Annotated in this window: 21 protein-coding genes and 1 other RNA gene; 8 read left to right on the top strand and 14 right to left on the bottom strand. The window is 57.9% G+C overall.

All coding sequences use genetic code 11. From position 1 onward, the window contains the following. Positions 1 to 125: 125 nt before the first annotated feature. The 4 genes from csrA to Q0V31_RS01630 all read right to left on the bottom strand — a co-directional run bounded on the left by csrA (position 126) and on the right by Q0V31_RS01630 (position 2831). Entirely contained in the window at positions 126 to 311 is a 186-nt protein-coding gene (gene csrA, locus Q0V31_RS01645; protein WP_298183723.1) for a carbon storage regulator CsrA, read from the bottom strand. Positions 312 to 407: 96 nt separating this feature from the next. Then, positions 408 to 1415, bottom strand: a complete 1008-nt coding sequence (locus tag Q0V31_RS01640) for a lambda-exonuclease family protein (RefSeq protein ID WP_298190865.1) — start codon at positions 1413 to 1415, stop codon at positions 408 to 410. A gap of 74 nt (positions 1416 to 1489) precedes the next feature. Continuing rightward, positions 1490 to 2458, bottom strand: coding sequence for a DUF932 domain-containing protein (locus Q0V31_RS01635; protein WP_298183721.1), 969 nt, complete (start codon positions 2456 to 2458; stop codon positions 1490 to 1492). A gap of 91 nt (positions 2459 to 2549) precedes the next feature. Continuing rightward, the gene (locus Q0V31_RS01630) at positions 2550 to 2831 is read right to left on the bottom strand and encodes a hypothetical protein (protein ID WP_298183719.1); all 282 of its coding nucleotides are present in this window, start codon (positions 2829 to 2831) and stop codon (positions 2550 to 2552) included. A 252-nt stretch (positions 2832 to 3083) separates the two neighbouring features. Here Q0V31_RS01630 and Q0V31_RS01625 point away from each other — a divergent pair, with 252 nt between their 5' ends. After that, positions 3084 to 4910: an ATP-binding protein gene (locus Q0V31_RS01625; protein ID WP_298183716.1), complete on the top strand. Its 1827-nt coding sequence runs from the start codon at positions 3084 to 3086 to the stop codon at positions 4908 to 4910. A gap of 43 nt (positions 4911 to 4953) precedes the next feature. Beyond that, positions 4954 to 7239, top strand: a complete 2286-nt coding sequence (locus Q0V31_RS01620) for a hypothetical protein (RefSeq protein WP_298183708.1) — start codon at positions 4954 to 4956, stop codon at positions 7237 to 7239. A 121-nt stretch (positions 7240 to 7360) separates the two neighbouring features. Here the strand turns inward: Q0V31_RS01620 and Q0V31_RS01615 are convergent, their stop codons facing one another. Together Q0V31_RS01615 and ssrA are read right to left on the bottom strand one after the other, a co-directional pair. Then, positions 7361 to 8617: an integrase domain-containing protein gene (locus tag Q0V31_RS01615; protein WP_298190863.1), complete on the bottom strand. Its 1257-nt coding sequence runs from the start codon at positions 8615 to 8617 to the stop codon at positions 7361 to 7363. 184 nt (positions 8618 to 8801) lie between these two features. Next, positions 8802 to 9189, bottom strand: a transfer-messenger RNA (tmRNA) gene (gene ssrA / locus Q0V31_RS01610). A 147-nt stretch (positions 9190 to 9336) separates the two neighbouring features. On the opposite strand from ssrA, the gene Q0V31_RS01605 reads away from it, so the two are divergent. Next, positions 9337 to 12252 carry an ATP-binding protein gene (locus Q0V31_RS01605; RefSeq protein WP_298183705.1) on the top strand — a complete coding sequence of 972 codons (2916 nt, stop codon included), beginning with the start codon at positions 9337 to 9339 and terminating at the stop codon, positions 12250 to 12252. 55 nt (positions 12253 to 12307) lie between these two features. Here Q0V31_RS01605 and Q0V31_RS01600 read toward each other — a convergent pair whose 3' ends face one another. From Q0V31_RS01600 to Q0V31_RS01585, 4 genes are all read right to left on the bottom strand, one after another. Next, on the bottom strand, positions 12308 to 12553 hold the full coding sequence (locus Q0V31_RS01600) for a hypothetical protein (protein ID WP_298183703.1): 246 nt from the start codon (positions 12551 to 12553) through the stop codon (positions 12308 to 12310). Between the two features lie 80 nt (positions 12554 to 12633). Beyond that, complete coding sequence (locus tag Q0V31_RS01595; protein ID WP_298183700.1) at positions 12634 to 15438, bottom strand: FAD-binding and (Fe-S)-binding domain-containing protein; 2805 nt, start codon at positions 15436 to 15438, stop codon at positions 12634 to 12636. Positions 15439 to 15451: 13 nt separating this feature from the next. Next, positions 15452 to 16606, bottom strand: a complete 1155-nt coding sequence (lldD, locus tag Q0V31_RS01590) for an FMN-dependent L-lactate dehydrogenase LldD (protein ID WP_298183698.1) — start codon at positions 16604 to 16606, stop codon at positions 15452 to 15454. Positions 16607 to 16678: 72 nt separating this feature from the next. Next, positions 16679 to 18373, bottom strand: a complete 1695-nt coding sequence (locus tag Q0V31_RS01585) for an L-lactate permease (protein WP_298183695.1) — start codon at positions 18371 to 18373, stop codon at positions 16679 to 16681. Between the two features lie 310 nt (positions 18374 to 18683). On the opposite strand from Q0V31_RS01585, the gene Q0V31_RS01580 reads away from it, so the two are divergent. The 4 genes from Q0V31_RS01580 to Q0V31_RS01565 all read left to right on the top strand — a co-directional run bounded on the left by Q0V31_RS01580 (position 18684) and on the right by Q0V31_RS01565 (position 21193). Next, positions 18684 to 19451, top strand: a complete 768-nt coding sequence (locus Q0V31_RS01580; RefSeq protein ID WP_298183693.1) for an FCD domain-containing protein — start codon at positions 18684 to 18686, stop codon at positions 19449 to 19451. 221 nt (positions 19452 to 19672) lie between these two features. Further along, entirely contained in the window at positions 19673 to 20092 is a 420-nt protein-coding gene (locus Q0V31_RS01575) for a hypothetical protein (RefSeq protein ID WP_298183689.1), read from the top strand. Positions 20093 to 20253: 161 nt separating this feature from the next. Further along, the gene (locus tag Q0V31_RS01570) at positions 20254 to 20835 is read left to right on the top strand and encodes a DJ-1/PfpI family protein (protein ID WP_298183682.1); all 582 of its coding nucleotides are present in this window, start codon (positions 20254 to 20256) and stop codon (positions 20833 to 20835) included. A 55-nt stretch (positions 20836 to 20890) separates the two neighbouring features. Then, on the top strand, positions 20891 to 21193 hold the full coding sequence (locus Q0V31_RS01565; protein WP_298183679.1) for a ribbon-helix-helix domain-containing protein: 303 nt from the start codon (positions 20891 to 20893) through the stop codon (positions 21191 to 21193). A 5-nt stretch (positions 21194 to 21198) separates the two neighbouring features. Here the strand turns inward: Q0V31_RS01565 and Q0V31_RS01560 are convergent, their stop codons facing one another. After that, positions 21199 to 22215 (bottom strand): DUF4917 family protein, encoded by a 1017-nt coding sequence (locus Q0V31_RS01560; protein WP_298183677.1) that lies wholly within the window; start codon positions 22213 to 22215, stop codon positions 21199 to 21201. Positions 22216 to 22450: 235 nt separating this feature from the next. Here Q0V31_RS01560 and Q0V31_RS01555 point away from each other — a divergent pair, with 235 nt between their 5' ends. Then, positions 22451 to 22792 (top strand): FKBP-type peptidyl-prolyl cis-trans isomerase, encoded by a 342-nt coding sequence (locus tag Q0V31_RS01555; protein ID WP_298183675.1) that lies wholly within the window; start codon positions 22451 to 22453, stop codon positions 22790 to 22792. Between the two features lie 34 nt (positions 22793 to 22826). Here the strand turns inward: Q0V31_RS01555 and Q0V31_RS01550 are convergent, their stop codons facing one another. The 3 genes from Q0V31_RS01550 to Q0V31_RS01540 all read right to left on the bottom strand — a co-directional run bounded on the left by Q0V31_RS01550 (position 22827) and on the right by Q0V31_RS01540 (position 25033). After that, entirely contained in the window at positions 22827 to 23771 is a 945-nt protein-coding gene (locus Q0V31_RS01550) for a PA2778 family cysteine peptidase (protein ID WP_298183673.1), read from the bottom strand. Positions 23772 to 23777: 6 nt separating this feature from the next. Beyond that, a complete protein-coding gene (locus Q0V31_RS01545) occupies positions 23778 to 24140 on the bottom strand; it encodes a PA2779 family protein (RefSeq protein WP_298190861.1) in 363 nt (120 codons plus the stop codon). A 245-nt stretch (positions 24141 to 24385) separates the two neighbouring features. Further along, a complete protein-coding gene (locus Q0V31_RS01540) occupies positions 24386 to 25033 on the bottom strand; it encodes a TIGR04211 family SH3 domain-containing protein (RefSeq protein WP_298183670.1) in 648 nt (215 codons plus the stop codon). Between the last annotated feature and the right edge of the window lie 252 nt (positions 25034 to 25285).

The following is a 25285-nucleotide window of genomic DNA, read 5'->3' as shown; positions in this document are numbered from 1 at the left end:
AACATTCGTTTAACTGACGAGGGCTCGTCGTGTGGGCTTGCGAGGGGTGTTGCGCTTCAGCTCAGGTTAGAGCTGAGAGAGAGGCTGGCCACTTGACGTCAGGCGACCACAGAGGGGTTCAACAATCACTCCATAACTTTGTTCACCTGATCAGCCTGGATGCGCTGATAGACCTCTTCACGGTGTACTGCGACGTTTTTGGGGGCGTCGATACCGATCCTGACTTGATTGCCGTTGATGGCCAAAACGGTCACGGTGATGTCGTCGCCGATACACAGGGTTTCACCAGAATTGCGGGTAAGTATGAGCATGACTTTCGTCCTTGGGATGGAGTTGATGTTTGCCATATGCAGGCGTGGATTGTTCGATGGTGTCAACCAGCATGAAGTTGCACAAGACAGCCTGGATTAGGTGATCAGGAAACGGCGGCTGCCTTCCTTGATCACGGTGTAACGGCCTTGCAGGTAAGGTTTATCTTTTAGCAGCGTGGCCACATCCAGCGCTGCGCTGTCCTTGGCCTTCTTCCAGGTGATCTGGCCATTGGCGAACTTCGCTTTGCTGGCATCGCCCATGGCCTGCTGCAGCGCCTGCTTGAGCTGAGCCTCGCGCTTTTCTTGCTGGGAGATGTTCTGTCGAACCGCTTTGAGCTCCACATAGGCCACCGACAGCGCCGGGTTGTGGCTGAAGTCCACCACCTTGCCGCTGTCCTCGGGGTAGAGGCAGCGCAGGGCTTGATCAGCCGAATCCGAGCCATCCGCTGGCGGTGGCGTGTCGGTGGTCACGTATTGCCAGAAGCGCCGTTCCAATTCGACCAGGCGAGCAATCATCTGCTCGTCACGCTCAATGCGGTGGATCTCCAGGTGCTGGCCACCGATCAACACGGCGACATCCGCTGCCAGTTTGCCGGTGACGGCCAACTGGTGCATGACTTGCAATTGCACATACTCCGGCACGCCCTCTTTCCAGAGGCGCGCGCCGTTTATGCCGCATGTTTTGCACTCAAGGAGAGCTACGTCATCTGCACCGATCACCTCACGGTCAATGTTGGCCAGCATCCACGACAGGTCTGGATCTGGGTGCTGCAATACGGCGTTGATTCGACGCACACGTTTACCGGTGCGTTTGCTGTAGTGCGATGCCACGATGGGTTCGAGGATATTGCCCCAGTACGCCGGGCTCTCCTCATCCTGCGGGTCGATCTTGGGTAGCGAGCCATCACGACCAGTTTTCTCCATCCACAACTCCAACTGTGATTTGTAGGGGTTCAGGCCAACGGCTGCGGCGGCATCCGAGCTGCCAATACCGCGTTTACGCACGTCCAGCCACTCCTCGCGAGGCATAGCCTTGGTGGTGACCAAGCGCAGCGCTGGCCTGGGTTTCTGTGAGGTGTTGCGGGTGAGTTGAGTAGCCATGATCTGTTCCTTGCAGAAAAGAAAACGCCCGACCAGCACAAGGCTGACCGGGCGTTATTGGGTCGGGGATTGCTGCGTTAAGCGACCATCCGTAGCGCCGTATCAAGGGCGCGCTGTTTGATCTGTGCGCCCTGGCCGAACCAGGCCGAGTCCATGCGGTACTCAGTGCTGCGAGCACGGCGTTCGTGATCGACGTACTCGGTGACTGCATTGAGCAGGCCCCAGGCGGTGCCGTTGGCCGATTCCAGCGTGGCTCCACGACCCTGGCCTTCGTACAGGCTTTGCACCTTGCGCAGGGCGCGCTCGTTGGGCAGCACTTCCGGTAGCTGGCTGTTCGGACTGGTGTCACACAGCACGTTCATGAAAAAGCCCAGCGCCTCATGCCACTGCACCTTGCGCTCGGCCAGTGCACGCATGCGGTACATGAAGTCGTCCCATTGCGACACGGCGATACCCAGTTGCTTTTTCACGGCTTTAGGATCGAAGCGGGTGTTGTGCGGCACCTTTATAGCGCGTGTGGTGCCGTCTAGGGCAATGGTTAGGGTGTTGTTGCAGACCACGCGGACGGTGGTGGGTGTTGCCGTGGTGGCCAGGGTGCCGTCACAGGAAGTAGCCAGTAACAAGTAGCCGTTCACCTGGTCGTTACCCTTGAGCGCAGTGCTTTGGCCGGTACGTGCCAGTGCCCAGAACTTGCGGCCACCTTTCAGTACACCAGCTGTTTCCAGCTCGTAGCCAGAGACCTCCGTGAGATCCCGGTAGAACTCCAGCACTTCGCGTGGCTGAACGGTGTGGTAGCGCTGGGAAACCACCGACAGTGGTGCTTTGGTGTCCGAGCGGAACAGCACTTTCTGCTCGGGGAATGAGTGGATAGTGCCAAGTGAGCCGATAGTGTCGGCCTTAAAGTGAACGGGTGACTCTTGGATTTGCCAGTCCATACCGGCTTCGCGTTGCCAGACGTCGATGGGCTGTTTCTGTGTGAGTTGATTGCCCAGGCCGTGCCAGGGGGTTGCGCCAACGTAAGCCATTTGTTCGATTTGATGAGCCATGAGTGATTCCTTTTCGAGCGAGCAGGCATAAACGCCGCGCAACTGCGCAGCGAGCCAGGAGGGTTTGAGATACGAGGGACGTAAGGCCTGATCAGGCCGGGGCGTAGCGCTGATTGAAGCGGTGACCGCAGTCGATGCACAGGTTGTTGGCGAGAAAGTAGCGGTCGAGTCGTTCACCCAGCTGAGCGCCGAGAGCACAGCCGCCGACACCGCCCGCGAGACCGCCCAGCACCGCGCCGGAAATAGCGCCGAGCGTAGAACCTACGGGGCCAGCGACCAGCCCAACTGAAGCACCGAGCTGGCCGCCCGCCAATGCGCCGCTAATTCCGCGAGCAGCCCCGCCGACAGTGCCGACGGTAGCACCAACCTTCATGGCTGTTCGAAGTGAAGCGATCCGCCTGGAAAGGCAACAAGGACACTGCAATGACATGGTTTGAGCTCCATGGTGGATAGGTTCATTGCAGTGATATGTGGCTGAGATTTTTTGGAGCTAGATTTGCAATCGTACGGCCGGGTGTGACCAGGTGCAGCCAGCACGGTCTGAGAAACCGGGTGCGACTCAATGTGATATATAAATGCTCCACTAAAAATCTTGCTTAAACCATGGACGCCAAGAGAGGGATCTATGAGGCTGAAAAAACTCTTTATCAAGAATTTTCGTTGCTACGCCGATGAGCTTGAGATTCCTATTGATGACCTCACAACTATCGTTGGCAAGAATGACATTGGAAAGTCCTCAATTCTTGAAGCCCTTGAGATCTTTTTTAATAACGACGTTGTGGCCATCGAGCCCGGCGATGCAAGCGTGATATCTGAAGACAAGAGGGTTGAGATTTGCTGTGAATTTGATGGCATACCCGCAACAATGACGCTGGATGCCGGAGCGGAAACTACTCTGACCAGCGAATATCTTTTAACAAAGGACGGTACGCTTAAAATTCTCAAGATTTTTAATTGCACCAACAAAAAGCCGACTGTCGAAGTATTCATCGTTGCGAACCACCCGACAGCAGAGGGTTTCAAAAATTTGCTCGAGCTCAAAGAAAAAGAGCTTCAAGCCAAGGTCAAGGAGTTGGGTTTAGCTGTCGCTCTAAAAGGTAATCCAGGAATGAGGCAGGCCATTTGGGAATCTGCTGCAGACCTAGAACTGGCAGAAGTCCTGATCTCCACGGGTAAAGCCAAAGAGGATACCAAGCGACTCTGGGATCAGATCGAAAGCCATCTGCCGATATTCGCACTTTTTCAGAGTGACCGAAGCAGTCGCGACTCCGATGATGAAGTACAAAGCCCAATGAAAGCTGCTATTGCAGCTGCTATTGCAGAAGTCCAAGACGACATAGCCAAGATTCAGAAACGCGTTCAGGAGAAAGCGGAGGAAATTGCCCAGCGGACTCACGACGCCCTAAAAACCCTAGATGCAAATTTAGCGAGCGAACTAACACCAGAATTTTCTGCGCCGACTCCGGCGAAATGGATCGGCCTCTTTTCTGTAGGGTTGAACACTGACTCGGGTATTCCCCTGAACAAGCGGGGTAGCGGGGTACGGCGACTGGTGCTTGTGAGTTTTTTCAAAGCAGAGGCGGAGCGGCGGCTTAAGTCGGGCAACCGCCGCAACATCATTTACGCGATCGAAGAGCCTGAAACTGCCCAGCACCCGAACAACCAACGTTTGCTCATTGAGTCTTTTAAATCCCTGGCAGTTGAGGCGGGCTGCCAAGTGTTGCTCACCACTCACAGTCCGGGCCTCGCTTCTCAGTTGCCAAGCGAGAGTATTCGCTTCGTAACACGAAATACAGTCAGTGGGAAACCGGTCATATTGCATGGCGTGGACGCTTTTGGGCCGGTGGCCGAGGCCCTTGGTGTTACGCCGGACAGCCGAGTGCAAGTTCTGCTTTGCGTTGAAGGTCCTAATGATGTCGCCTGCCTTAAGGCTCTCAGCAAAGCGGCCTATGCGGCAGATCCTTCTCTGCCCAATTTAGAGAGAGATGATAGGGTTGCATTCATTGTCCTCGGCGGGGCAACACTGCAGCACTGGGTCAATCGGCACTACCTACAGACGCTGAAGAAACCTGAGGTTCATATCTATGACGGTGACGTTGTTGACTACCAAGCATCAATGGCACAAGTGAACGCTCGCACTGACGGTTCTTGGGGAACTATAACTAACAAGCATGAAATCGAGAGTTACCTTCATCCTGAAGCGATACACCAGGCATTTGGTGTTTGGATCAATGTGACCGACCAACCGGTAAATGGTAAGGCAACACCCAGAGTTTTTGCGGATGTCTATAGTGCCCACCAAGGACTCGGGGCGCCGATGAAGGACTCGACTGCCAAAAAGCATCTCGCAAATAAAGCATTCCCCTGTATGACGGCTGCAATGCTTCAGAATCGAGATCCTCAAGGTGAGGTAGTAGGCTGGTTCCGAAGAATTGGTGACATGCTGGACTAGCGCTGACCGCAAGAGAGTAGTTTCCTCAGATGGAGAGATCGGAATGAGTTTTGCTACACCTGAGGGGCAGAGTCAGGGACTAATGACTGATTTGGCGATTCACACCCTAGGGTGGAAATCGTTCCAAGATCTCTGTGCTCAAGTATGCGCCGAGGTATTTGGAACAACGGTCTCTGTTTACCGAGAAGCACAAGACGGTGGGCAAGATGCCGTGTTCCTGACTCGACGGCTGTCGGAGCACGAGGAGCAAGTCGAGGCAACGGTGCAGTGTAAGTTCAGCAGTAAGGCCGACCTGCGGCTCCGCGCAAGCGACATCAACTCTGAACTGGATACCATACGAGAACTCGTTTTGTTAGGACGAGCGAGGATTTATTATTTGATTTCAAGCCTCGGTGTCGACGCGCCTGTGGCAGCAGAGATTCGTGACAAACTCCTCGAAGCTGGGGTGGTTGAGCCCCATGTTCTAGGGCGCGAGTGGCTCACTATTCAGATTCGGAGCAGTCCGCGGCTTAGAGCGCTTGTACCAAGGGTGTATGGACTTGGCGATCTTTCGACAATTCTTGATGAGCGGTGTGCGCAGCAGACGCAGGCTCTGTTGGGGCACTTGAGACCGGGCCTACGTGTATACGTCCCAACAGCAGCACACCGAAGCGCAGTTCGAATTCTTACAGATCACAAGATCGTTCTATTGCTCGGTGCGCCAGCCACCGGTAAGTCAATGCTCGCGGCAATTTTGGCGACGACGGCGATTGATGGAGATGGTCATGCATGCCTAAAGTGCGACGGTCCGCTGGAACTTGCTGCACATTGGAATCCTAACGAGAGAAATCGACTTTATTGGGTAGATGATGCCTTTGGCCCCAATCAGGTACGCCCGGATTTTGTGGATAGTTGGATAAGTGCGCTGCCTAGGCTAAAAACTGCGATCGAACATGGCAATCGTTTCATCCTAACGTCTCGTAGTCATATCTGGTATGGGGCAAAACCTAAGCTCGGTACTCGTAATTTACCTGTTTTGATGGACGGGAGAGCGGTCGTAGACCTAGGTACACTTGGTTTGGAGGAGCGTGAGCAAATCATCTACAACCATATCAAGGCCGGAAATCAAACATCCTCATGGAAGAGGTTAATAAAACCGTACTTACCTCGGCTCGCAGAGAGTCCCTTGCTGCTACCAGAGATCGCTCGACGTTTAGGGGATAGTAGCTTCACCAAAGCTCTAAAAGTGCAGGACGCTGACTTGATCAAGTTTGTGGAGGAGCCTGAGGAGCTTCTTGTTCAAACTATTCGAGAACTCGATGACGCTCACCAAGCAGCTATGACTCTAGTTTTCCTCTGGCAAGGAAAATTGCCTACTCATGAACTTACTGGTAACTCTACGAAGCTGATAGCAGAGAAGTACGACGTGACGCCGCGCGCTATAGCCGAGGCCTTGCCGCAGCTTGAGCATTCGTTTCTTTCTAAACGCCAAGAGGCAACTCATCTAATCTGGGGGTTCGTTCATCCAACATTTACCGATGCAATTAGTCGCATTCTTAGTGGGCGCCCTGATTTAGTAGAGTTATATGTCCAGGGGGCCAAACTCGAAACTTTGCTAACTGAAGCTGTATGCGAAGGGGCAAGACCAATTCGAGATGCAGTGGTCATACCAGTCTCCGCATCAGAGCGTCTTGTTCAGCGGCTGCTAAATACTCCAGATGTCGCTGATTTAAACCGCTCATTGTTTGAATTTTTGTCCATTCGAGCCTCTGACTGCGTGATAGGCGCGGTCCTAAATTCGGCTCCAAATGTGGCGTATCGAGAAGCTCGGCGCCACTGGCGGGTCTGGGGCGATCAACGTATTCGTTTCCTTGCCCGAGCTAACAAGCTATGCGGATTACCTGACGAAGTCCGTTTTCTGGCTGAGCAGGAGCTTGAGCGAATTGCGGTTGATGATCTAGACGTATCATTTTTGGACGAAGATGACATCTTGGGTCTTATTAGGCCAACGCGATTGGTGAGCCTGGGAGCACAGCTTACTGGGATGCTGACTGATGTCATCCCGAGCCGCATCGTTGAGATAGCAGAAGAAGCTAATCCTGACCAAGATGTTCCCGATCAGTTTGATCAAGTTAGGAGTTTCGTTGACCAGTTGCGAGAGTTATTTGTCGAAGATAATTCGATTCAGAGTACGTTGAAGCAATTAGGCGAAGAAATCGATGAAGCTGTCTCTGAAGTGTCAAGCAGGAAAACTCCCGATGACGATGACGAAAGCTGGTTCAGTGTATCCCCGGCAAAGGTCGATGCAGTTCCCAGGGGGCGTTCCACTTTTAGTGATGTCGATGATTAAAGTTTGCCGAGTTGTAAGGGGCGTAGATAACTTGCGGAAATCTTTAAAGCAGCCTGCACCGATTTTTTTGCGTGAATATGTCTATTCAGGTTCTGACAGATTTGAGCTGGCAAACCAGTAACTAGCGTATCGAAACGACTTTCCTGTCCTGGTTCTCCTTGATAGCTGACACCGACAGGTTGCCAGTTGCTGCTTCCTGAATGTGCTCGCTCCACCAGGCCATCATCGGGCGTCTGCGCTCTATGTAGTCCGCCCGGTTGTAGGAGCTACGAGTCCCATCTTTGTCGACGTGGGCGAGCGCGACTTCTATCATCTCAGCATCCCAGCCGTGTTCGTTGAGGATTGTACTTGCCATTGAGCGCATGCCATGGCTGACCAGGCGACCTTCGAAACCCATACGCTTTAACGCCATGTTGGCGGTCTGGCTGTTGCAGTGGGTGCGAGGATTACGGTCTGCCGGGAACACGTACTCCCGGTGCCCGCTGTAGGGTTTGATTGTCTCTAAAAGTGCCAATGCTTGATCCGTGAGAGGCACGATATGTGTGCGTCGTTTCTTCATGCGTTCAGCAGGAATCGTCCAGATACGTTTGTCGAAATCGATGTCGACCCAGCGGGTGGTAGCTGCTTCTGCTGGGCGAGTCATTGTGTTCAGCTGCCATTCAATTAGGCAGCGCGTCGTTCTTTTTATGCTGGCATTGGCAATTGCCACCATGAGCTCTTTCAGCTCATCGGGAGCCAGTGCCGCCATGTTCTTCTTTTTCGGTTTCTTGAAGATGGAGCGAATCCCACTAAGTGGGTTTGCGTGAATCAGTCCCGAGTTAACCCCATAAGTCATGATCTCGTTGAGCCGCTGAGACAACCGTTTAACGGTTTCAAGGCTGCCTTTGGTTTCGAGTGGCCGAAGCAGGGTGATGACTTGTGGTGCACTAATGACTGAGATTGGTGTGGTACCTAAATCGGGGAAAACGTGCAGCGTAAGTGAGCGCCAGATGTCCTCAGCATAAGCTGGCGTCACCGAGTCTTTTTTAAGCTCATACCAAGCAGTGGCCACATTCTCGAAAGTGTGTTCAATAACTGCTTTTCTCTTTTGCTCGATGAAGTCTCTCTGCTCTTTCGGGTCCGTGCCCAGAGCCAGCAATTCCCTCGCTTCAACTGCCAGTTTCCTAGCCTGTGCCAGAGAGAGCTCAGGATAAGTACCGAGCCCCATATTGATGCGCTTCTTCGTTATGGGGTGGTGATAGTTGAAATTCCATAGCTTTGAGCTATTGGTTCTCACTCGCATCTGCAAGCCGTTGCCATCGCTCAGTACGTAATCCTTGTCTTTAGGTTTGGCGGCTTTGACTTTGAGTTCAGAGAGGGTGGTAGCTTTGGCGCCCATTGGTATTCCAAGAAGAAATTCTGTATTCCAAAAATTAGCACCTGAATGCTTGGAATACAATTTGGAATACAGATTCGCGTGGCTGTTGGTGGATGTCTTTGGACGCTGATGGCGCTGAAAGCCTCGTATTTGCTGGATTTCAGGCACAAAAAAGGACGTCCGTGGACGCCCTTAAATGTGTATTTGGTGGAGCCGGGGGGATTTGAACCCCCGTCCGCCAGTGCTCCGCTGTTGGTTCTACATGCTTAGCCGTGTCTACTGAGTTAACCCTTGGCCGCCCGACGGGCAGGGTGCTTTGGGCGAGTTGTGTAAGTTTTAGGCGCTTCGTCCACAACGTACTAGGCGACGATTCTGTTCTATATGACAATCATTTCGGGTTTACAGACATCCCCTAATGATTGCTGGAGCCGAAGCTACCAGAAGTGCGACTAGGCTGCTTACGCAGCTAGTTGAGCACCGTAATTGTCATCATTGGCAATTATAGAGTTTTGCAACAGTGGATTTACGAGTTCTGTTACCAACTCGGCATGCCCCTCAAGTTTCACTACCGGCGTCGAATCCTAATCGGCCCCAAAACTTGTGTTGCTGGTACTAGGACGCGAGTCTACGCCAAAGGTTCCACAACGTCGACCCGGTAATTGCCAGGCGGACGCTGAAGGGCTTTGCCGGCTATGATTACAGCCTGCATATTCGCTTTGTCTTTTGGATGAGACCCCCGTATGCCGCGCGCGTCGCGTTACCCTTTACGTCAGTGGATCTGGCGCGCTTTTGTGCAGAGTGCATTGGTTCCGCTGATCCTGGTCGAGTCGGTGCTGATCACCGTGTACCTGCTGAGCAATTCGGCGATTCGCGATGCGCAGATTGAGCATTTGCAGCAAAACGCCCTAGATGACTTGTCGGCTGCCGTAGCGCGTGAGGTGCAGGTGATCAATGGTCGTCTGCGTTCGGTGGAGGCGCAGGTGCAGATCTTTCGTGATGCCGCCGCCAATGCCTTGGCGAATCACACGTTTCAGCCCGATGCGCTGGAGCGCCAGCGTCATGCGTTGACGGATAACGGGGTGTTTTACAGCCGCACTGATGACGGCCGGGCAGCTTCGTTTTATGCCAACAGTACGCCGCTGGCACAGCAGGACCACGCCAAGGCCTTGCGCCTAGCGCAGCTTGATCCCTTGATGCGTTCGATCCAGGCAGCCAACCCACGAGTCGCGGCGGCCTATTTCAATAGCTGGGACAGCTACAACCGCATCTACCCCTTCTTTATGACCCCCGAGCAGTATCCCCATGACATGGTGATACCTGATTACAACTTCTATTACCTGGCTGATGCCAAGCACAACCCTGAGCGAAAGGTGGCCTGGACTGATGTTTATCTCGACCCGGCAGGCATGGGTTGGATGATGTCGGCGGTGGCACCGGTTTATCGCGATGATTTTCTTGAAGGTGTCGTGGGGCTGGATATTACCGTCGGGCAGATGCTCAGCGAGATCAGCGAATTGGGCGTGCCTTGGCAGGGCTATGCCATGCTGGTCAGCCGCGATCACAACATCATGGCGTTGCCGAGTGCCGGCGAAGCGGACTTTGGTCTGCGCGAATTGACCGACTACTCCTATGCCGAGGCGGTGCGTCGGGAGGTGCTCAAACCTGAGGACTTCAACCTAGCCAAGCGTGCGGAAATGCAACCGCTGCTGCAGGCCATGGCGGCCGGGCGGGGCAATGTGCAGGAAGTCATGCTGGGTGGGCGCAAGCAGTTGATTGCCTGGAGTGAGATTCCGCAGACCGGCTGGCAACTGCTGTTGGTGGTCGACGAGGCGAATATCTTCAGCCAGACCAACCGCTTGGCTGAACGCTACCTGCACATCGGTTACCTGCTGATTTTCGGCCTGGTGCTGTTCTATCTACTGTTTTTTGCCTTTATGTGGTCACGCTCGCGGCGCTTGAGCGAGCAGCTGGTGCAGCCGATTGATGGGGTGGTCGGGATGATGCGCGAGCTGGGCCAGGGCAACTATCAACCAGTCGCGCCGAATAGTCAGATTGACGAGCTGGTCAGCATGGCGGCGGCGGTGCAGCACACCGGCGAACAGTTGCAGGCCAGTGAGGCCCAGCGTGTGCAGGCGCAGCGGATTCTCCAGCTAGTGTTGGAAAGCACCACGGAAAGTCTTTGGGAGATTGAGGCGCAGGCCCTGCGCATCACGCTCAGCGAGCGTTTCCTCAAGCGTTTCGGTCTGACGCAGGCGAACATGAGTTTCAGTGAGTTCAACCAGCGCGTACACCCCAATGATTTGGAGCGGCTTCGTCATCTGCGTCAGCTATTTGTCGCGAGTGGTGAGGAGCGCTTCGAGGCGGAGTACCGCTACGCCGATGCGCGTGGCGACTATGTCTGGCTGCTCAGTCGCGGCAAGGTTCTTGAGCGTGATAGCCAGGGGCGTGTCCTGCGCGCGGCGGGCACCCATGTCGATATCACTCGGCTCAAGCAAGTACAGGAAGATCTGCGCCGCGCCAGCCTGGACGCGCGAGCCGCCAGTCAGGCTAAGAGCCGTTTTCTGTCGAGCATGAGCCACGAGTTGCGTACGCCGCTCAATGCCATATATGGCTTTGGCCAGTTGATCGAGCTAGAGGTGCAAGACAAGCCAGAGGCCCAGCAGGAGGCCGATTACGCCCGTGAGATCATCAATGCCAGTCGCCACCTGACCTCACTGGTGGACGATATTCTTGATCTGTCGAGCATTGAGAGCCGCCGTCAGCAGCTCAAGTTGCAGCCGGTGGAAGTGGGCGCGCTGCTGCATGGTTGCGCCGAGTTGGTGCAGCCGGAGGTGCAGCAGCGCCAATTGCAGTTGCAGGTACTGACGGGGGCCAGCGCTGGCTTGTATGTGCAGGCGGACATGCGCCGGGTGCGTCAGGTCTTGCTCAACCTATTGTCCAACGCGATTAAGTACAACAGCCCGCAAGGCCTGATTCGCATGGGCTATGAAGTGCGCCCGGACTGTGTGCGGTTGTGGGTTGAGGATAACGGCGCAGGGTTAAGCGCGGAGCAGCAAGCCAACCTGTTCCAGCCGTTCCAGCGTCTGGGTCGCGAGAACTCCAATATTCCAGGCACCGGGATCGGCCTGGTGCTGTGCCGCGAGCTGGCCATTTTAATGGCTGGCGAGATGGGCTTTAGCAGCAGCGTTGGCCTGGGTAGCCGTTTCTGGATCGACCTGCCGGGTGCGGCGGCACCGACTGTGCAGGTTGAAGCGAGTGTGGATGCGGTGCCGGCACTGCCTAATAGATTGGCCGAGGTGTTGTGTATAGAAGATCACCCTGCCTGCTTGAGAGTGGTGCAGGAAGCGCTGCGTGAGTTTGCCGAGGTGCGTGGTGCGGGGTCGGTTCAGCAGGCTCTGGTGGCGTTGGAGCAATGCACCCCGGCGCTGCTGTTGCTTGATCTGGATTTACCCGATGGTGACGGTATGCAGGTGCTTGACGCGATGCGGCATAGTCCGCGTTTGCAGAAGGTGCCGGTATTGGTCATCAGTGCGGCTGCGGATGAGGCGGTGTTTGCCGACGCTCGCCGGCGCGGTGCGCAAGCCTGCCTGGCCAAGCCAATTGACTTGGGCCAGGTGCGCGGCGTGGCGCTTGACCTGTTAGGGCAAGCGCTTTGAGTGCTGTTGCAGCGCTGTGAGCTAGGTCGATAAACCCGGCTTGTCACGTTTGCGCTTATTCGCTGGCGTCGAGCAGTTGCAAGGCCTCGCCCAGCGCCTTGACCGATCCGCTGTGATCACCGGCCTTGTGCAAGTCTTCACCTTCGCTACGCAGTTGTTGCACCTGTGCAAGTACTGCGGCATCGCTTGGCGGGTTGGTTTTTAGCAGTGCATCGATCTTGGCCATATCGGCTGGGCAGTGCATGGCCCAGAGTGAGGTGCTGAGTAACGCGGTGGCAAGAAAAACGGCAAGACGGCGCATGGTCATTCTCCAACAGGGGCGGTGGGCTTTAAGTATAGAAAGCCCGCACCGGCTGGCTGCGCCGTTGGTCTGCTGGCTGTTTAGCGCGTGCTGCTGACCCGGTCCAGCAGATACACCAGCCCGTGGTAATCGATACCGCCATGTTGGCTCAGGCCGATTTCGCAGGTGCGGCTGGTGCTGATGCCTTCTTCGCAATATTGCACCGCTGACTTCAAGCTGCGCAGGGCGTGGCTGTTCAGCTCGGGGGTGGTAAAGCCCTTGTCACCGGCAAAGCCGCAGCAATGAATGCCTTCCGGAATAACCACTTCAGTGGTGCAGCGGCGGACGATGTCGATCAACCCCTGTGCCTCACCTAGATGTTGGGTGCTGCAGGTGACATGCACCGCAACGGGTTTGTTTTGCGGGGTGATGTCTAAGCGTTCGAGCAACTGCTCGCGGATAAATTTTACCGGGTCGTGCAGCTTGAGTCGGCTGTCCAGGCCGTCTTCAAGCAAGCGCAGGGTGCAGGGGCTGGTGTCGCAGTAGATGGGGTCGAGGCCGCCACGGCTGGCCTTGAGCAGGGCGTCGATCAGCTCCTGCTTCTTGCGTTCGGCTTGCTCGGCATAGCCTTTGGAGGCGAACGGCTGGCCGCAGCAGAGGCTGTCCAGATCAGCCGGAAACACCACGTTAAAACCGCCTTTTTCCAGCAAGGCGCGGGTTTTCTCGAGCAGCGGTACTTGCTCGGCATCGGTGGCCGCCGGGCCCATGGCGCGGGAGACGCAGGCAGCCAAGTAAACCACTCGGGGGCGCGCGTCGTCGCAGGCGGTTGGCAGCTGCAGGCGCTGCAGCGGCTGTGGCATGGCCGGGGTCCATTGCGGTACACGGCCATGGCTGGCTTTGCTGATGGCCGCCGAGGCACGGCTGAGCAGGGGCGCGCCCATGAGCATGCGTGCGCCGTTGGCCACGTGCAGCATGACCCGCGCGCCCTGCATGGCACGCTGGAAGTTATTCGCCAGCCAGTCGGCGCGACGTTGCTTATCGGCATCACGGCCGCGCAGCTGCCGGACTAAATCGCCGGTGTTGATGCCCACCGGGCAGCGTTGCGCGCACAGGCCGGTGGCGGCGCAGGTGTCGATGCCGTGGTATTGGTAGGCCGCCTCCAGCTCCTGGGTATCGACACCGGCGCGCTTCTTCGCCTGAATGTCACGCCAGATCACGATGCGTTGGCGCGGGCTCAGGGTCAGCCCCTTGGAGGGGCATACCGGCTCGCAGAAGCCACACTCGATGCAGGTGTCGACGATCTCGTCGGCAGCCGGCAGCGGCTTGAGGTTTTTCAGGTGCAGCTGCGGGTCATCCGAGAGCACTACATCCGGGTTGAGGATGCCTTTGGGGTCGAGCAGGCGCTTGATCTGCCACATCAGCTGGTAAGCGTCTTGACCCCATTCCAGCTCGACGAAGGGTGCCATGTTGCGCCCGGTGCCGTGTTCGGCTTTCAGTGAGCCGCCAAACTCCACCGCGACCAACTGGGCGACGTCGTCCATAAAGGCGGCGTAGCGGGTTTTCTCTGCTTCGCTATCAAAGCCCTGGGTGAAGACGAAGTGCAGGTTGCCTTCCAGGGCGTGGCCGAAAATGATCGCCTCGTCGTAACCGTGTTTGTCGAACAGCGCGAGCAGGCGGTTAACCCCTTCGGCGAGTTGCTCGATGGGGAAGGTCACGTCCTCGATGATCACCGTGGTGCCGGTCTGGCGCACCGCACCGACAGCTGGGAAGGTGTCCTTGCGGATCTTCCACAGCAGGTTGTAAACGGCCGGGTCTTCGCTGAAATCCACTTGTTTGTCCAAGGGGAATTCAGCGATCGAGGCCATGATTTGTTGCAGCTGTTCGTGCAGCAGGCTTTGCTTGGCCGCGCGGGATTCGATCAACAGGGCGCAGGCGTTGGCGGACAGATCCTTGACCCATTCCGGCATGCCGGGCTTGTTCTGCACCGAGCGCAGGCTGCGGCGGTCCAGTAGCTCAACGGCGGACACCGGTTGTTGCTTGAGCACGGTGACCGCGCGGCAGCAGCTTTCCACGTCAGGGAACACCAGCAGGGCGCTGGCCTTGTGCGGGTAATCAGGCACGGTGTTGTAGGTCACCGCGCTGATAAACCCCAGGGTGCCTTCGGAGCCGACCAGCAGGTGGCTGAGAATATCCAGCGGCTGGTCGAAATCCACCAGGGCGTTAAGGGACAAACCGGTGGTGTTTTTTAGGCGGTATTTGTGGCGAATTTTCGCCGCCAGTGCGCTGTTGGCGCGGGTCTGTTTGCCCAGCTGGCTCAACTGCTCCAGCAGCTCGGCGTGGGTGGCGAAAAAGCGCGACACGCTGAGCGGGTCTTCTGTGTCCAATACGCTGCCGTCAGCCAGCACCAGACGGATGCCGGCCAGGGTGTGGTAGCTGTTTTGCGCGGTGCCGCAGCACATGCCGCTGGCATTGTTGGCGACGATACCGCCGATCTTGCAGGCATTGATCGATGCCGGGTCGGGGCCGATCTTGCGTTGAAAGGGCGCCAGCACGGCATTAGCCGCCGCGCCAATGACGCCGGGTTGCAGGCGAATCTGCGTGCCCTGGCCACGAATCTCCCGGCCATTCCAGTTGTCGCCCAGGACGATCAACACCGAGTCGCTGATGGCCTGGCCAGACAGACTGGTGCCGGCGGCGCGAAAGGTCACTGGCACCTGATGTGCGCCTGCCAGCTTGAGCAGCTCAACCACCTCTAACTCTGCTTCGACGCGCAGCACCAACTTGGGAATCAGTCGATAAAAGCTGGCGTCGGTGCCGAAGGCCAGGGTCGACAGCGGGTCATCGAAGCGGCGTTCAACGGGGATCAGGTTTTCGACGGCGGCAATAAAGGCGGCAGGCAGGCTCATGCAGGCTCCAGGGTCAGGATGCGGCGTGGTGCAGTTCACGCACCAGCGAGTCAGCGCTGATCTCGCTGATCGATTTGGCCCCGGTCAGCACCATGGCCACGCGCATTTCTTTATCAATCAACTCCAGCAGGTTGCTTACGCCCGCTTCGCCAGCAACGGCCAGGGCGTAGACAAAGGCGCGACCGAGCATCACGGTGTCGGCACCGAGGGCGAGCATGCGCACCACGTCCAGCCCGGAGCGAATGCCGGAGTCGGCGAGAATCGCCAAATCACCTTTAACCGCATCGGCAATCGCCGGCATGGCACGGGCGCTTGAGAGCACGCCATCGAGCTGACGGCCACCATGGTTGGAAACGACGATGCCGTCGGCACCGAAGCTCACCGCATCCTTGGCATCCTGCGGGTCGAGGATGCCTTTGATCACCATCGGGCCGTCCCAGAACTCACGAATCCACTCCAGGTCCTTCCAGCTGATCGACGGGTCGAAGTTGTTGCCCAGCCAACCGATGTAATCGGCCAAGCCGGTGGGGTTGCCACGGTAGGTGGAGATATTGCCCAGGTCATGTGGTTTGCCCAGCAGGCCAACATCCCAGGCCCAGATAGGGTGGGTCATGGCCTGCAGCATGCGCCGCAGCGGTGCATTCGGGCCGCTCATGCCGGAGTGAGCATCGCGGTAGCGGGCGCCGGGCACCGGCATGTCGACGGTGAACACCAGGGTGGTGACGCCGGCCGCTTTGGCGCGCTCCAGGGCGTTCTTCATAAAACCACGGTCTTTCAGCACATACAGCTGAAACCACATGGGCCGGTCGATCGCCGGGGCGACTTCCTCGATCGGGCACACCGACACGGTGGACAGGGTAAAGGGAATGCCCTTGGCCGCTGCCGCCTTGGCTGCTTGCACTTCACCACGGCGGGCGAACATGCCGGTCAAGCCAACTGGGGCCAGAACCACCGGCATGCTCAGGGTTTCATTGAACAGGCGGGTTTCCAGGCTCAACTCGGACATATTGCGCAGCACGCGCTGGCGCAGGGCGATATCCGCCAGGTCGGAGACGTTGCGCTTGAGCGTGTGCTCGGCATACGCGCCGCCGTCGAGGTAGTGGAACAGAAACGGTGGCAGCCGGCGCTGGGCAGCGGCGCGGTAGTCAGTGGAGGCAGAAATGATCATGGAGTCACCCAAGTGGGGAAAAGGGTTGCTACAACGGCTGGGGCGCTGCGTGTCGCGCGCCCCAGGCGGTTATTAGCCAGCCATCAGCGGGTCGCTGATGCCTAGCACATAGACGGCAAACAGTGCGATCAGGCCGGTAAACAGTACGTAGTACAGGGTAGGCCAGACTGTCTTGCGCAGGATGTTGCCTTCACGGCCAAGCAGACCGACCGTGGCCGAGGCCGCCACCACGTTGTGGATCGCGACCATGTTGCCTGCGGCAGCGCCGATGGCTTGGACCGCGACGATCAGCGCGCTGGAGATGCCCAGGCTGTTGGCCACGCCAAACTGGAACTGGCTGAACATCATGTTGCTGACGGTGTTGGAGCCGGCAATAAACGCGCCCAGCGCCCCGACGCTTGGTGCCAGCAGCGGGTAAATGCCGCCGACGCTGTCGGCCACCCAGCGCGCCATCAGGATCGGCATGCTCGACAACTCGGCGGCGTTGACCCCGGAGTTAATCAGGATGCGCACCATTGGCACGGTAAACAGCAACACGAAGCCGGCGCTGAGCAGCACGCTGGAGGATTCCTTAACCGCACTGCCGAGTTCGCGCAATTTCATGCCGTGGATGAAGAAGGTGGCGAGCACTACTGTCACCAAAATACCGCCAGGCAGGTACAGCGGCTGGAAGTTGGCGCTGACCCCGGTTTCACCGAGCAGGTCAGGGAAGTTCAGCATCACGCCTTTCAGTGCCGCGCTGACTTCCGGGAAGATCCGGCTGATGACCAGCAGTGCGCCGACCAGCACATAGGGCAGCCAGGCACGCAGGGCGCTCATCGGCTTGGCGGTGAGCTGGTCGAGTTTCATCTCCACAGTGCCCAGCCATTCAGCCGGCCACTTGTCCGCCGGGGCGAAGTCCCAGGTGGTTTTCGGCAGCAGAAAGCCCATGCGCGCGGCGCTGGTGACAATTGCCAGGCCAATCAAGCCGCCGCCCAGTGAGGGGAATTCTGGGCCGAGGAAGATGCCGGTCAGGGCGTAAGGGATGGTGAACGCCAGGCCGGCGAACAGGGCAAACGGCAGCACCGCAAACCCGGCTTTCCAGCTTTTTTCGGTGCCGAAGAAACGCGTCAGCATCAGCACCATCACCAGCGGCATCACGGTGCCGACAATGGCGTGGATGACCGCCACTTCACTGGTGATCAGTTGCAGGAACTGCGCCCAGGACGAGCCTTGCTCAACCAGCTGCGCGCCGATGGTGGCCGAGTCCAGGCCGGTGTTGACCCCGACGATGATCGGCGTACCCACCGCGCCAAAGGAGACGGGTGTGCTTTGCACCAGCATGCCCATCAGCACGGCGGCCATGGCCGGGAAGCCGATGGCCACCAGCAGTGGCGCGGCGATGGCGGCGGGTGTGCCGAAACCGGACGCGCCTTCGATAAAGCAACCGAACAGCCAGGCAATGATAATCGCCTGAATGCGCCGGTCCGGGCTGATGGTGGCAAAGCCGGCACGAATCGCGGTGATGCCGCCGGAGTGCTTGAGCGTGTTGAGCAGCAATATCGCGCCGAAGATGATCCACAACAACCCGAGGGTGATCAGCAGACCCTGCACGGTGGAGGCCAGTACACGGTTAACGCTCATGTCCCAGGCGAACAGGCCAACGGCAGCGGTGAGCAAGTAGACCAGCGGCATGGCGTGTTTGGCCGGCCAGCGCAGGCCGATCAGCAAAATAGCGGCCAGTAGAATCGGCGAGAAAGCTAAGAGAGCAAGAAGACCTGTCGACATGGTGGCCCCCTAGCGCTGCGCGATGCGTTTGGATGAGTGCAGGTGCAGCGGTATGGCGAGTAGGTGGGCAAAAGCCGGCATGGGAAAGACCTCGGTGAACTCTTGGAATTATCTTATATTCATAAATTGGTAATACCAATTTACAAATCTGCCTGGCCAGAGTAAGAGTGACGGCTTCGGCCTGTCAATGAGCTGCCTTACGACTTTGGTCGAAAATCGCCAGCTTGCCTGCCCGCTGAGTGAGCGATAGGCTGGCTTGCAGAGCGCGTGATAGGCCGTGATAGACGGTCAAACCAATGGAGTGTGGACGATGGAAGTAGGGTCGGTGCGTCAGCGCCGTTTGTCGGACGATATCGTCAGTCAGCTGGAAACCATGATTCTCGAAGGCACCCTGAAAACCGGTGAGCGACTGCCGGCCGAGCGCGTGTTGGCTGAACAGTTCGGGGTATCCCGGCCGTCGTTGCGTGAGGCGATTCAGAAGCTCGCAGCCAAGGGGTTGCTGGTCAGTCGGCAAGGCGGTGGTAACTATGTGGCCGAGACCTTGGGTTCGACCTTCAGTGACCCATTGCTGCATTTGCTGGAAAGCAACCCAGAGGCTCAGCGCGACTTGCTGGAGTTTCGCCACACCCTGGAAGGCTCCTGTGCGTATTACGCAGCGCAGCGGGCCACCGAGCTGGATCGTCAGTGTCTGGCTGAGGCCTTTGCCGCCTTGCAGGACTGCTACAGTCGCAGCGGCAAGGTGACCCGTGCGGAAGAGGGCGCGGCCGATGCGCGCTTTCACTTGGCCATTGCCGAGGCCAGCCATAACGCCGTCCTGCTGCACACCATTCGCGGCTTGTTCGCCCTACTCAAACGCAACGTGGTGACCAACATTGGCGGCATGTATGCCCAGCGCGATGAGACCCGCGACATGCTGATTGAGCAGCATCGCGGCTTGTATCAGGCGATTATCGAAGGTCGCGCCGAAGAGGCGCGCACGCTGTCCAACCGGCACATTGATTATGTGCAGGAAGTACTGGCCGAAGTGCAACAGCAGGCGCGCCGTGAAGAGCGTGCGCAGCGTCGCGGCAAGCTGTGATAGCCCGGCCCTGCTGAGCATGTGCCGGCGGCTCGGGTGGAGTTGTTACTGTCTATTTTATCGGTGGACTTTCGCTCGCTAAGCGCCGCTAAACCGGGCATGGTTAGGCCTGCTGAGGATTGGCTACGTGCTTGCGGATTGCGCGGCAAGGCGGCTTAAGTGAAACCTCAGCAGCCGCTAATTCACCCTGGACCTTAAGCGCCATACGCTCGGAGATAGTTATGCCCCCTATGGATACTGAGCAACAACTGGCGGCCCGTTTGGCCCTCCTGCAAAACCCGCAAGCGCAAGACTGCACGGTCTATCGCGCCGATGAACAGGACCAGGACCCGGATGCAGAGGAAGTGGATCTGGGGGATGCCAAGGTACTGTTCTGCGGCCCGTTTGAGGCACCCGCTGACTGGGATGCGGCTGAGCGGGAAGAGTATTTCGGCGACAGCGCGCCGGAGCTGTTCGTCAATGCGCGTATTGAATGCGAAGCCAAGCCTGGCTCGAAGAGCCACTTCACCGTGGACATCGGCGACTATGTCGCGGCTCAGCCGAGCCTGGGTGAGGTGGTGATGTATTACGTGCACGATTATCTGGATGACGACACGGGCTGCACCTATGTGCTGCACCGTGATGAAGAAGTGCTCGAGTAACGCCATCAACACGCCGGGTTTCCTGTGAGGCCCGGCTCGCTCCCTGTTTATTTGCTGTGCGCCGTTTATCCGCGATTCGCCCTGTAGTACCGGGTTATTACCCGCACCTGACTAATCGGGTCAACACTCTGTGCTTATCAACCAATAAAGGGAGCACGCACATGGCCGCGAAAAAAATTCTTATGCTGGTCGGCGACTACGTCGAAGACTACGAAGTGATGGTGCCGTTTCAGGCGCTGCTGATGGTCGGTCATCAGGTGCATGCCGTGTGCCCGGACAAGACTGCCGGTCAAAGCGTGCGCACCGCCATCCACGACTTTGAAGGTGAGCAGACCTACAGCGAAAAACCGGGGCATAACTTCGCCCTGAACTTCGATTTCGCCCAGGTTAACGCCGCTGACTATGACGCCCTCGTGGTGCCGGGTGGTCGTGCGCCGGAGTACCTGCGGTTGAATGAGCAGGTGCTGGCGCTGGTGCAGGCCTTCGATCAGGCCGGCAAGCCGATTGCGGCGGTCTGTCATGGTGCGCAGTTGCTGGCTGCTGCCGGCGTACTAAAAGGCCGTGAATGCAGTGCTTACCCTGCCTGCGCGCCGGAGGTGAAGCTGGCGGGCGGGCAGTACATCGACATCGCCGTGGACCAGGCCCATGTGCAGGGCAATCTGGTCACCGCTCCGGCTTGGCCGGCGCATCCCAACTGGCTGGCGGCGTTCCTCGGTCTGCTCGGTACGCAGATCAGCCTGTAAGCTGTGGGTAACGCCGGGGCTGTTAAGGCCCCGGCATTCAAGGAGGCGAGCGGCCATGTGCGAGCTCTATGTCAAAGCCGATCCGATTCTCTACGAGTCCCGCGCCCGCTCGCTGCGGATTCGCGGCGTGGTCACCACCCTGCGCCTGGAAAACCAGTTCTGGGACATCCTGCGCGAGATTGCCGAAGTCGATGGCATGACCACCAATCAGTTGATTACCAAGTTGTACGACGAGGTCATGGACTACCGTGGCGAAGTGGTGAACTTCGCCTCGTTTCTGCGCGTCAGCTGCACCCGTTATCTCAGCCAACGCCGTGGACCGGCCGAGCTGAGTGTGCTGCGCGCAATCAGCCAGTAGCGGATTTACTGCGCCGGGGGAACTGCCACGCGCAGCGCTGGATCACCCAGTGGGTGGCTCAGCGCATCGAAGAAACGCAACTGCACCTCCTGCCCGGCGAACAGCGCGGCGTAGTGCTGCTTCTGCTGCTGGATAAACAGCGGGTTGTGCGGGTAGATCGAGATGGCCAGGGTTTTCAGTCCGGCTTGCAGCAAGGCCTGGACCAGGTGCTGGTCTTGCGCCGCCAGGTTGTGGCCGAAGATGCACAGGGCTTGTTTGGGGCTAGCCAACTGGCTGTAGCAGTACGACAAATAGTCGGAGCTGCGAATGGCCTTGAGCTTGTCGGCGCTGCTGCCCTCGTTGACGAACAGCGGAATATCGCCCAAGTGGTTGATGGCGAAGCTGGCCAGCAGGGTGCTTTCCGAGGAGTTGAGGATGCGCGTGCTGCCGTCGAGGTTCTTCACCAGGTGCATGCCGCCATGCAGGTAGAGCATGCGTGTGGCGTCGCTCTGGCGCGCATGGTTGCCAGGCTCAAAGGTTGAGTCGGGGCCACGGAACATCTGCTCGAACGCCTGCGGATTTTGCATCACGGCCCAGTAGTTGAGCAGGTCGTAATTGCCCGAATAAACCGTCTGGTACTGGCTGAGTGCGCTGTTGATGCGCGCCAGGCTGCTGGCCTGCATCTGGCTCCAGGGAATGTGCAGCGAACGCACGGCGTGAATCAGCGCTTCCTTGATGGCGAAGTAGCGATGGCGTGGCGATGACGAGTTGATGGTCAGTGCGGCATTCACTCGGATGCTGTTCTTCAGCGCGCTAAGTACCTGCTCGAAGTTGCTGGTGTCCAGCGCGCGGAACACGCTCAGTTCGGTTGGGCTGAGTGGACGGTTCTGGGTGGTTTGCGCTTCGTCAAACAGCGAGAAGTAAGCGAACTTGCGCCATACCGCCAGGCTCGCGCCGTTGCCGATCAGCAGTTCGGGGAAGTTGATGCTGTTGCTTAGGGCGCTCCAGTCTTCGAGTTCGCCAGTCAGTGCCGGGGTTTGCATAATTGCTCTTCGTCGCCTTGGGCCAGGGTTGCGCAGGGCGCGACTGTAGCACGGGTGGTGCGTGTGGCTGAGCACTCCGCCATCCTTCGCTTTACCCGCGCAAGCAAGGCCGTATTGAGTCTTTGGTTATGATGGTGATGGCGCATAAGTGACTGATCAGGCCTGGCAGTGGTCTGCTAAACATAAGCCTGCCGTGCTGGCGCAGAGCTTCCGGAAGCAGAGAAGAGAGCGAGCAATGAACAACGAATTAGTGATTGAAGATATTCAGCTGGGAGACGGTAAAGAAGTGGTCAAAGGTGCACTGATCACTACGCAATACCACGGGTATCTGGAAGATGGCCGCAAGTTCGACTCATCCTATGATCGCGGCAAACCCTTCCAGTGCGTGATCGGCACCGGCCGCGTGATCAAGGGTTGGGACATCGGCATGATGGGCATGAAGGTGGGTGGCAAGCGCAAGCTGTTCGTGCCCGCGCATCTGGGCTACGGCGAGCGTGAGTTCGGCGCGCATATCAAGCCGAATTCCAACCTGATTTTTGAGATCGAACTGCTGGAAGTGCTGACGCGGGACGAGTGAGGGCATTTTTGTGCCTCGGCGTCAGCAATAGCGCTTACGGACAGGCGGGTATCGCGCAACTGGGCGGATCAGCTTGCGGCAGCGCTGAGGCTGTTTGTGCTTGCGTTCCGTTGGCGCAGGCTTCTGCCTGGCGGACCGCCTGGGTGCAACCGACTGCTGCAAGCGCCACCGCCAAGTTATTCCAGCCCGCCTTGAGCGTTGGAAAATCGCTGACTAAAGCACGGAACTGCGCAACGGCATGCTCAGGTTGGTTTTGCGCCCAGGCCACATTGCCTAAGCCCAAACGCGCGGCGGCCTGGTCAGGCCAGGCGTGCAAGGCGGTTGTGTACGCGCGCTTGGCCGCGTCCAGCTGTCGGCTTTGCTCCAAGTCGCTGGCCGCACGCAGATAGACCAGTGGCTCCGCCTTGGCCGGCAGTTGATCCGCAGGTAGGGCGATAACCGCCCAGCGTTCGGTTCTATTCCACAGGCGCATAAACAGGTTAAACGGCTCGCGTTGAGCTTTGTTGGTTCCGCTGTGCAGGATGATTTCCTGGGTATTGAGGTCGTAACCGACGACCACCGCATAGTGCCATTGCGGCATCCAGTTAAACCCCAGGTTCTGCATGACCAGAACTGCGTTGCCGGCGGCCACTTCACGCAGCAGCGCAAGTAGCGTGTGCTCAAGTGGGTAGACCAGCAGGCCGTGTTCACGGGCGGCGGCAACCATCTCAACCTGCAAGCTGCCTAGGCGTTGTGGAAGATAGACGCGATCTTTGAGGCTTTCCGGGGTGTCGCTGAAGCCGCGTTGACTGAGGAGCATGGCCAGAGACGCCGGGCCACATTGATAGTCGTCTTGGGCGTAGAAATGCACCTGTTCGATATAGGTGTTGCTGGGCAGTTGGTCGAGATCTGCCTGAGAGGGCATATACGTCGACTGCCCTGCACAGGCGGACAGCAACAGCAGCAAGCCTGTGAGGAGCAGTAGACGTAACTCAGCCATGGCGGATTAGCGCGCGCAACGAACGAAGCTGAAGATGTCGGTGACGCACAGCGCATCGGTGAGGATGAACACCAGCAAGAACAGGACGATGATGCCAGCCACCCCGGCACCACTCGGCGCTGCGCTTAATTGGCTGTTAAAGCTGGCCAGTTCGCTTGGGGTCAGGCTGTTGATCCGCTGTTCCACCTGCTCAGGGGTAACCCCCATGGATGCCAGCTTATCTTGAACGTCTTGGTCGCTGAGCATGTGCTTTAACGACTGACGATCAACGCTCACTTGCTGTTCGGCGATCATTTCGTGGGTCCCGACCATGGCTGTTCGCGCGGACACGCTGCCGATGCTGGTCAGCATGAAAACAACGCTGAGCATGATTGAGATAATGGGTTTGGCAGATCTCATTAAAGTCATAGCGTTTACTCCTGCAGGTTGACTTGGAATTACCGCGAGCGGTCACTCCACCCATGCCAGGGTTCCCAGCACTTACTAAACAATATAGCTCGCAGTTGCACTAACCACTGTCTGCTGCCCGACTCAACCTCTGTGGGTGCGGTTTGCGCTTGAGTGTGCAGTCAGGTCGGGAGCTTGAGCATTAATGCGAGCCGCATTTCAGCTGATCAGATCCACTGATCATTACGCTTGCGCCGCACCCGCAGCAGCGTCGGCAGGATCAGCCCGGCGGCCAGCCCGGCACCCGCGATCGCGCCGCCATACACCATATAGCGCATCAGCACCTGCTGGTTTTCCTCGCCGAGTTGCGCTTGCAGTTCGCGTACGTCGGCGTTGGCCTGACTCAGCTGGCTGTCTAGCGTGGTGCGTGCGCTCTGCAATTCGTCGATCAGGTTTTTGCGCGAGTCGAGAGTTTCCTGCATGCCTTGCACGCGGGTGTTCCAGGTGTCGTTGATGCCGTCCAGCTCGGCACTCAGCTCGGCTACTTTCTGCTCCAGCTGCGGCAGGCGTTCGGCTTGGCCGGGTACGTCCTGCAGGTCACGGCTGGCAATCCATACCGCATTGCCGCTGTCGCCACGTACCTGGCTGTAATCGCCGTCGCTGCGCAGTAACGTCACTTTCTGCCCGGAGCTCAGGGTGCCGACGATGCGGTAGCCGTCGGTTGGGCCGCTGCGGACATAGGTATTCAGGCTGTCGCTGACCCAGCGAGCCGCACGGTTAGTGTCTTCAGCGTGCGCGGTAACGCTAGTTAGCAGGCAAGCACTTAAAGCTAGGAGGGGGGTAAAGCGGGCGTTGAACTGACGGGATAGAGACATGCGGCAATCTTCATATGGCGATGAGCGAAACCCTGAAACGGGTGCGATAAACGCCGGCCAGGCGAATTGCCATAAAACAGATACGCGTTCAGGGGGCTGCTGCGCGCCATTGCTGGTGGGCAAATGGCCATGCAGCCTACCCGCTGGGCCGACAGCAGACAGACACTGGGCGAGCGGGCAGAGTTCACTCGGCGCGGGGTTGTGCGATGTCCGGCCATAAGGATCGCCGCCTTGCGCTGACGTTGACGGAAA

The organism is uncultured Pseudomonas sp. (assembly GCF_943846705.1).
GTDB lineage: Bacteria > Pseudomonadota > Gammaproteobacteria > Pseudomonadales > Pseudomonadaceae > Aquipseudomonas.
The sequence above is the reverse complement of the archived record's forward strand: the minus strand, read 5'-3'. Positions and strand labels throughout refer to the sequence as shown.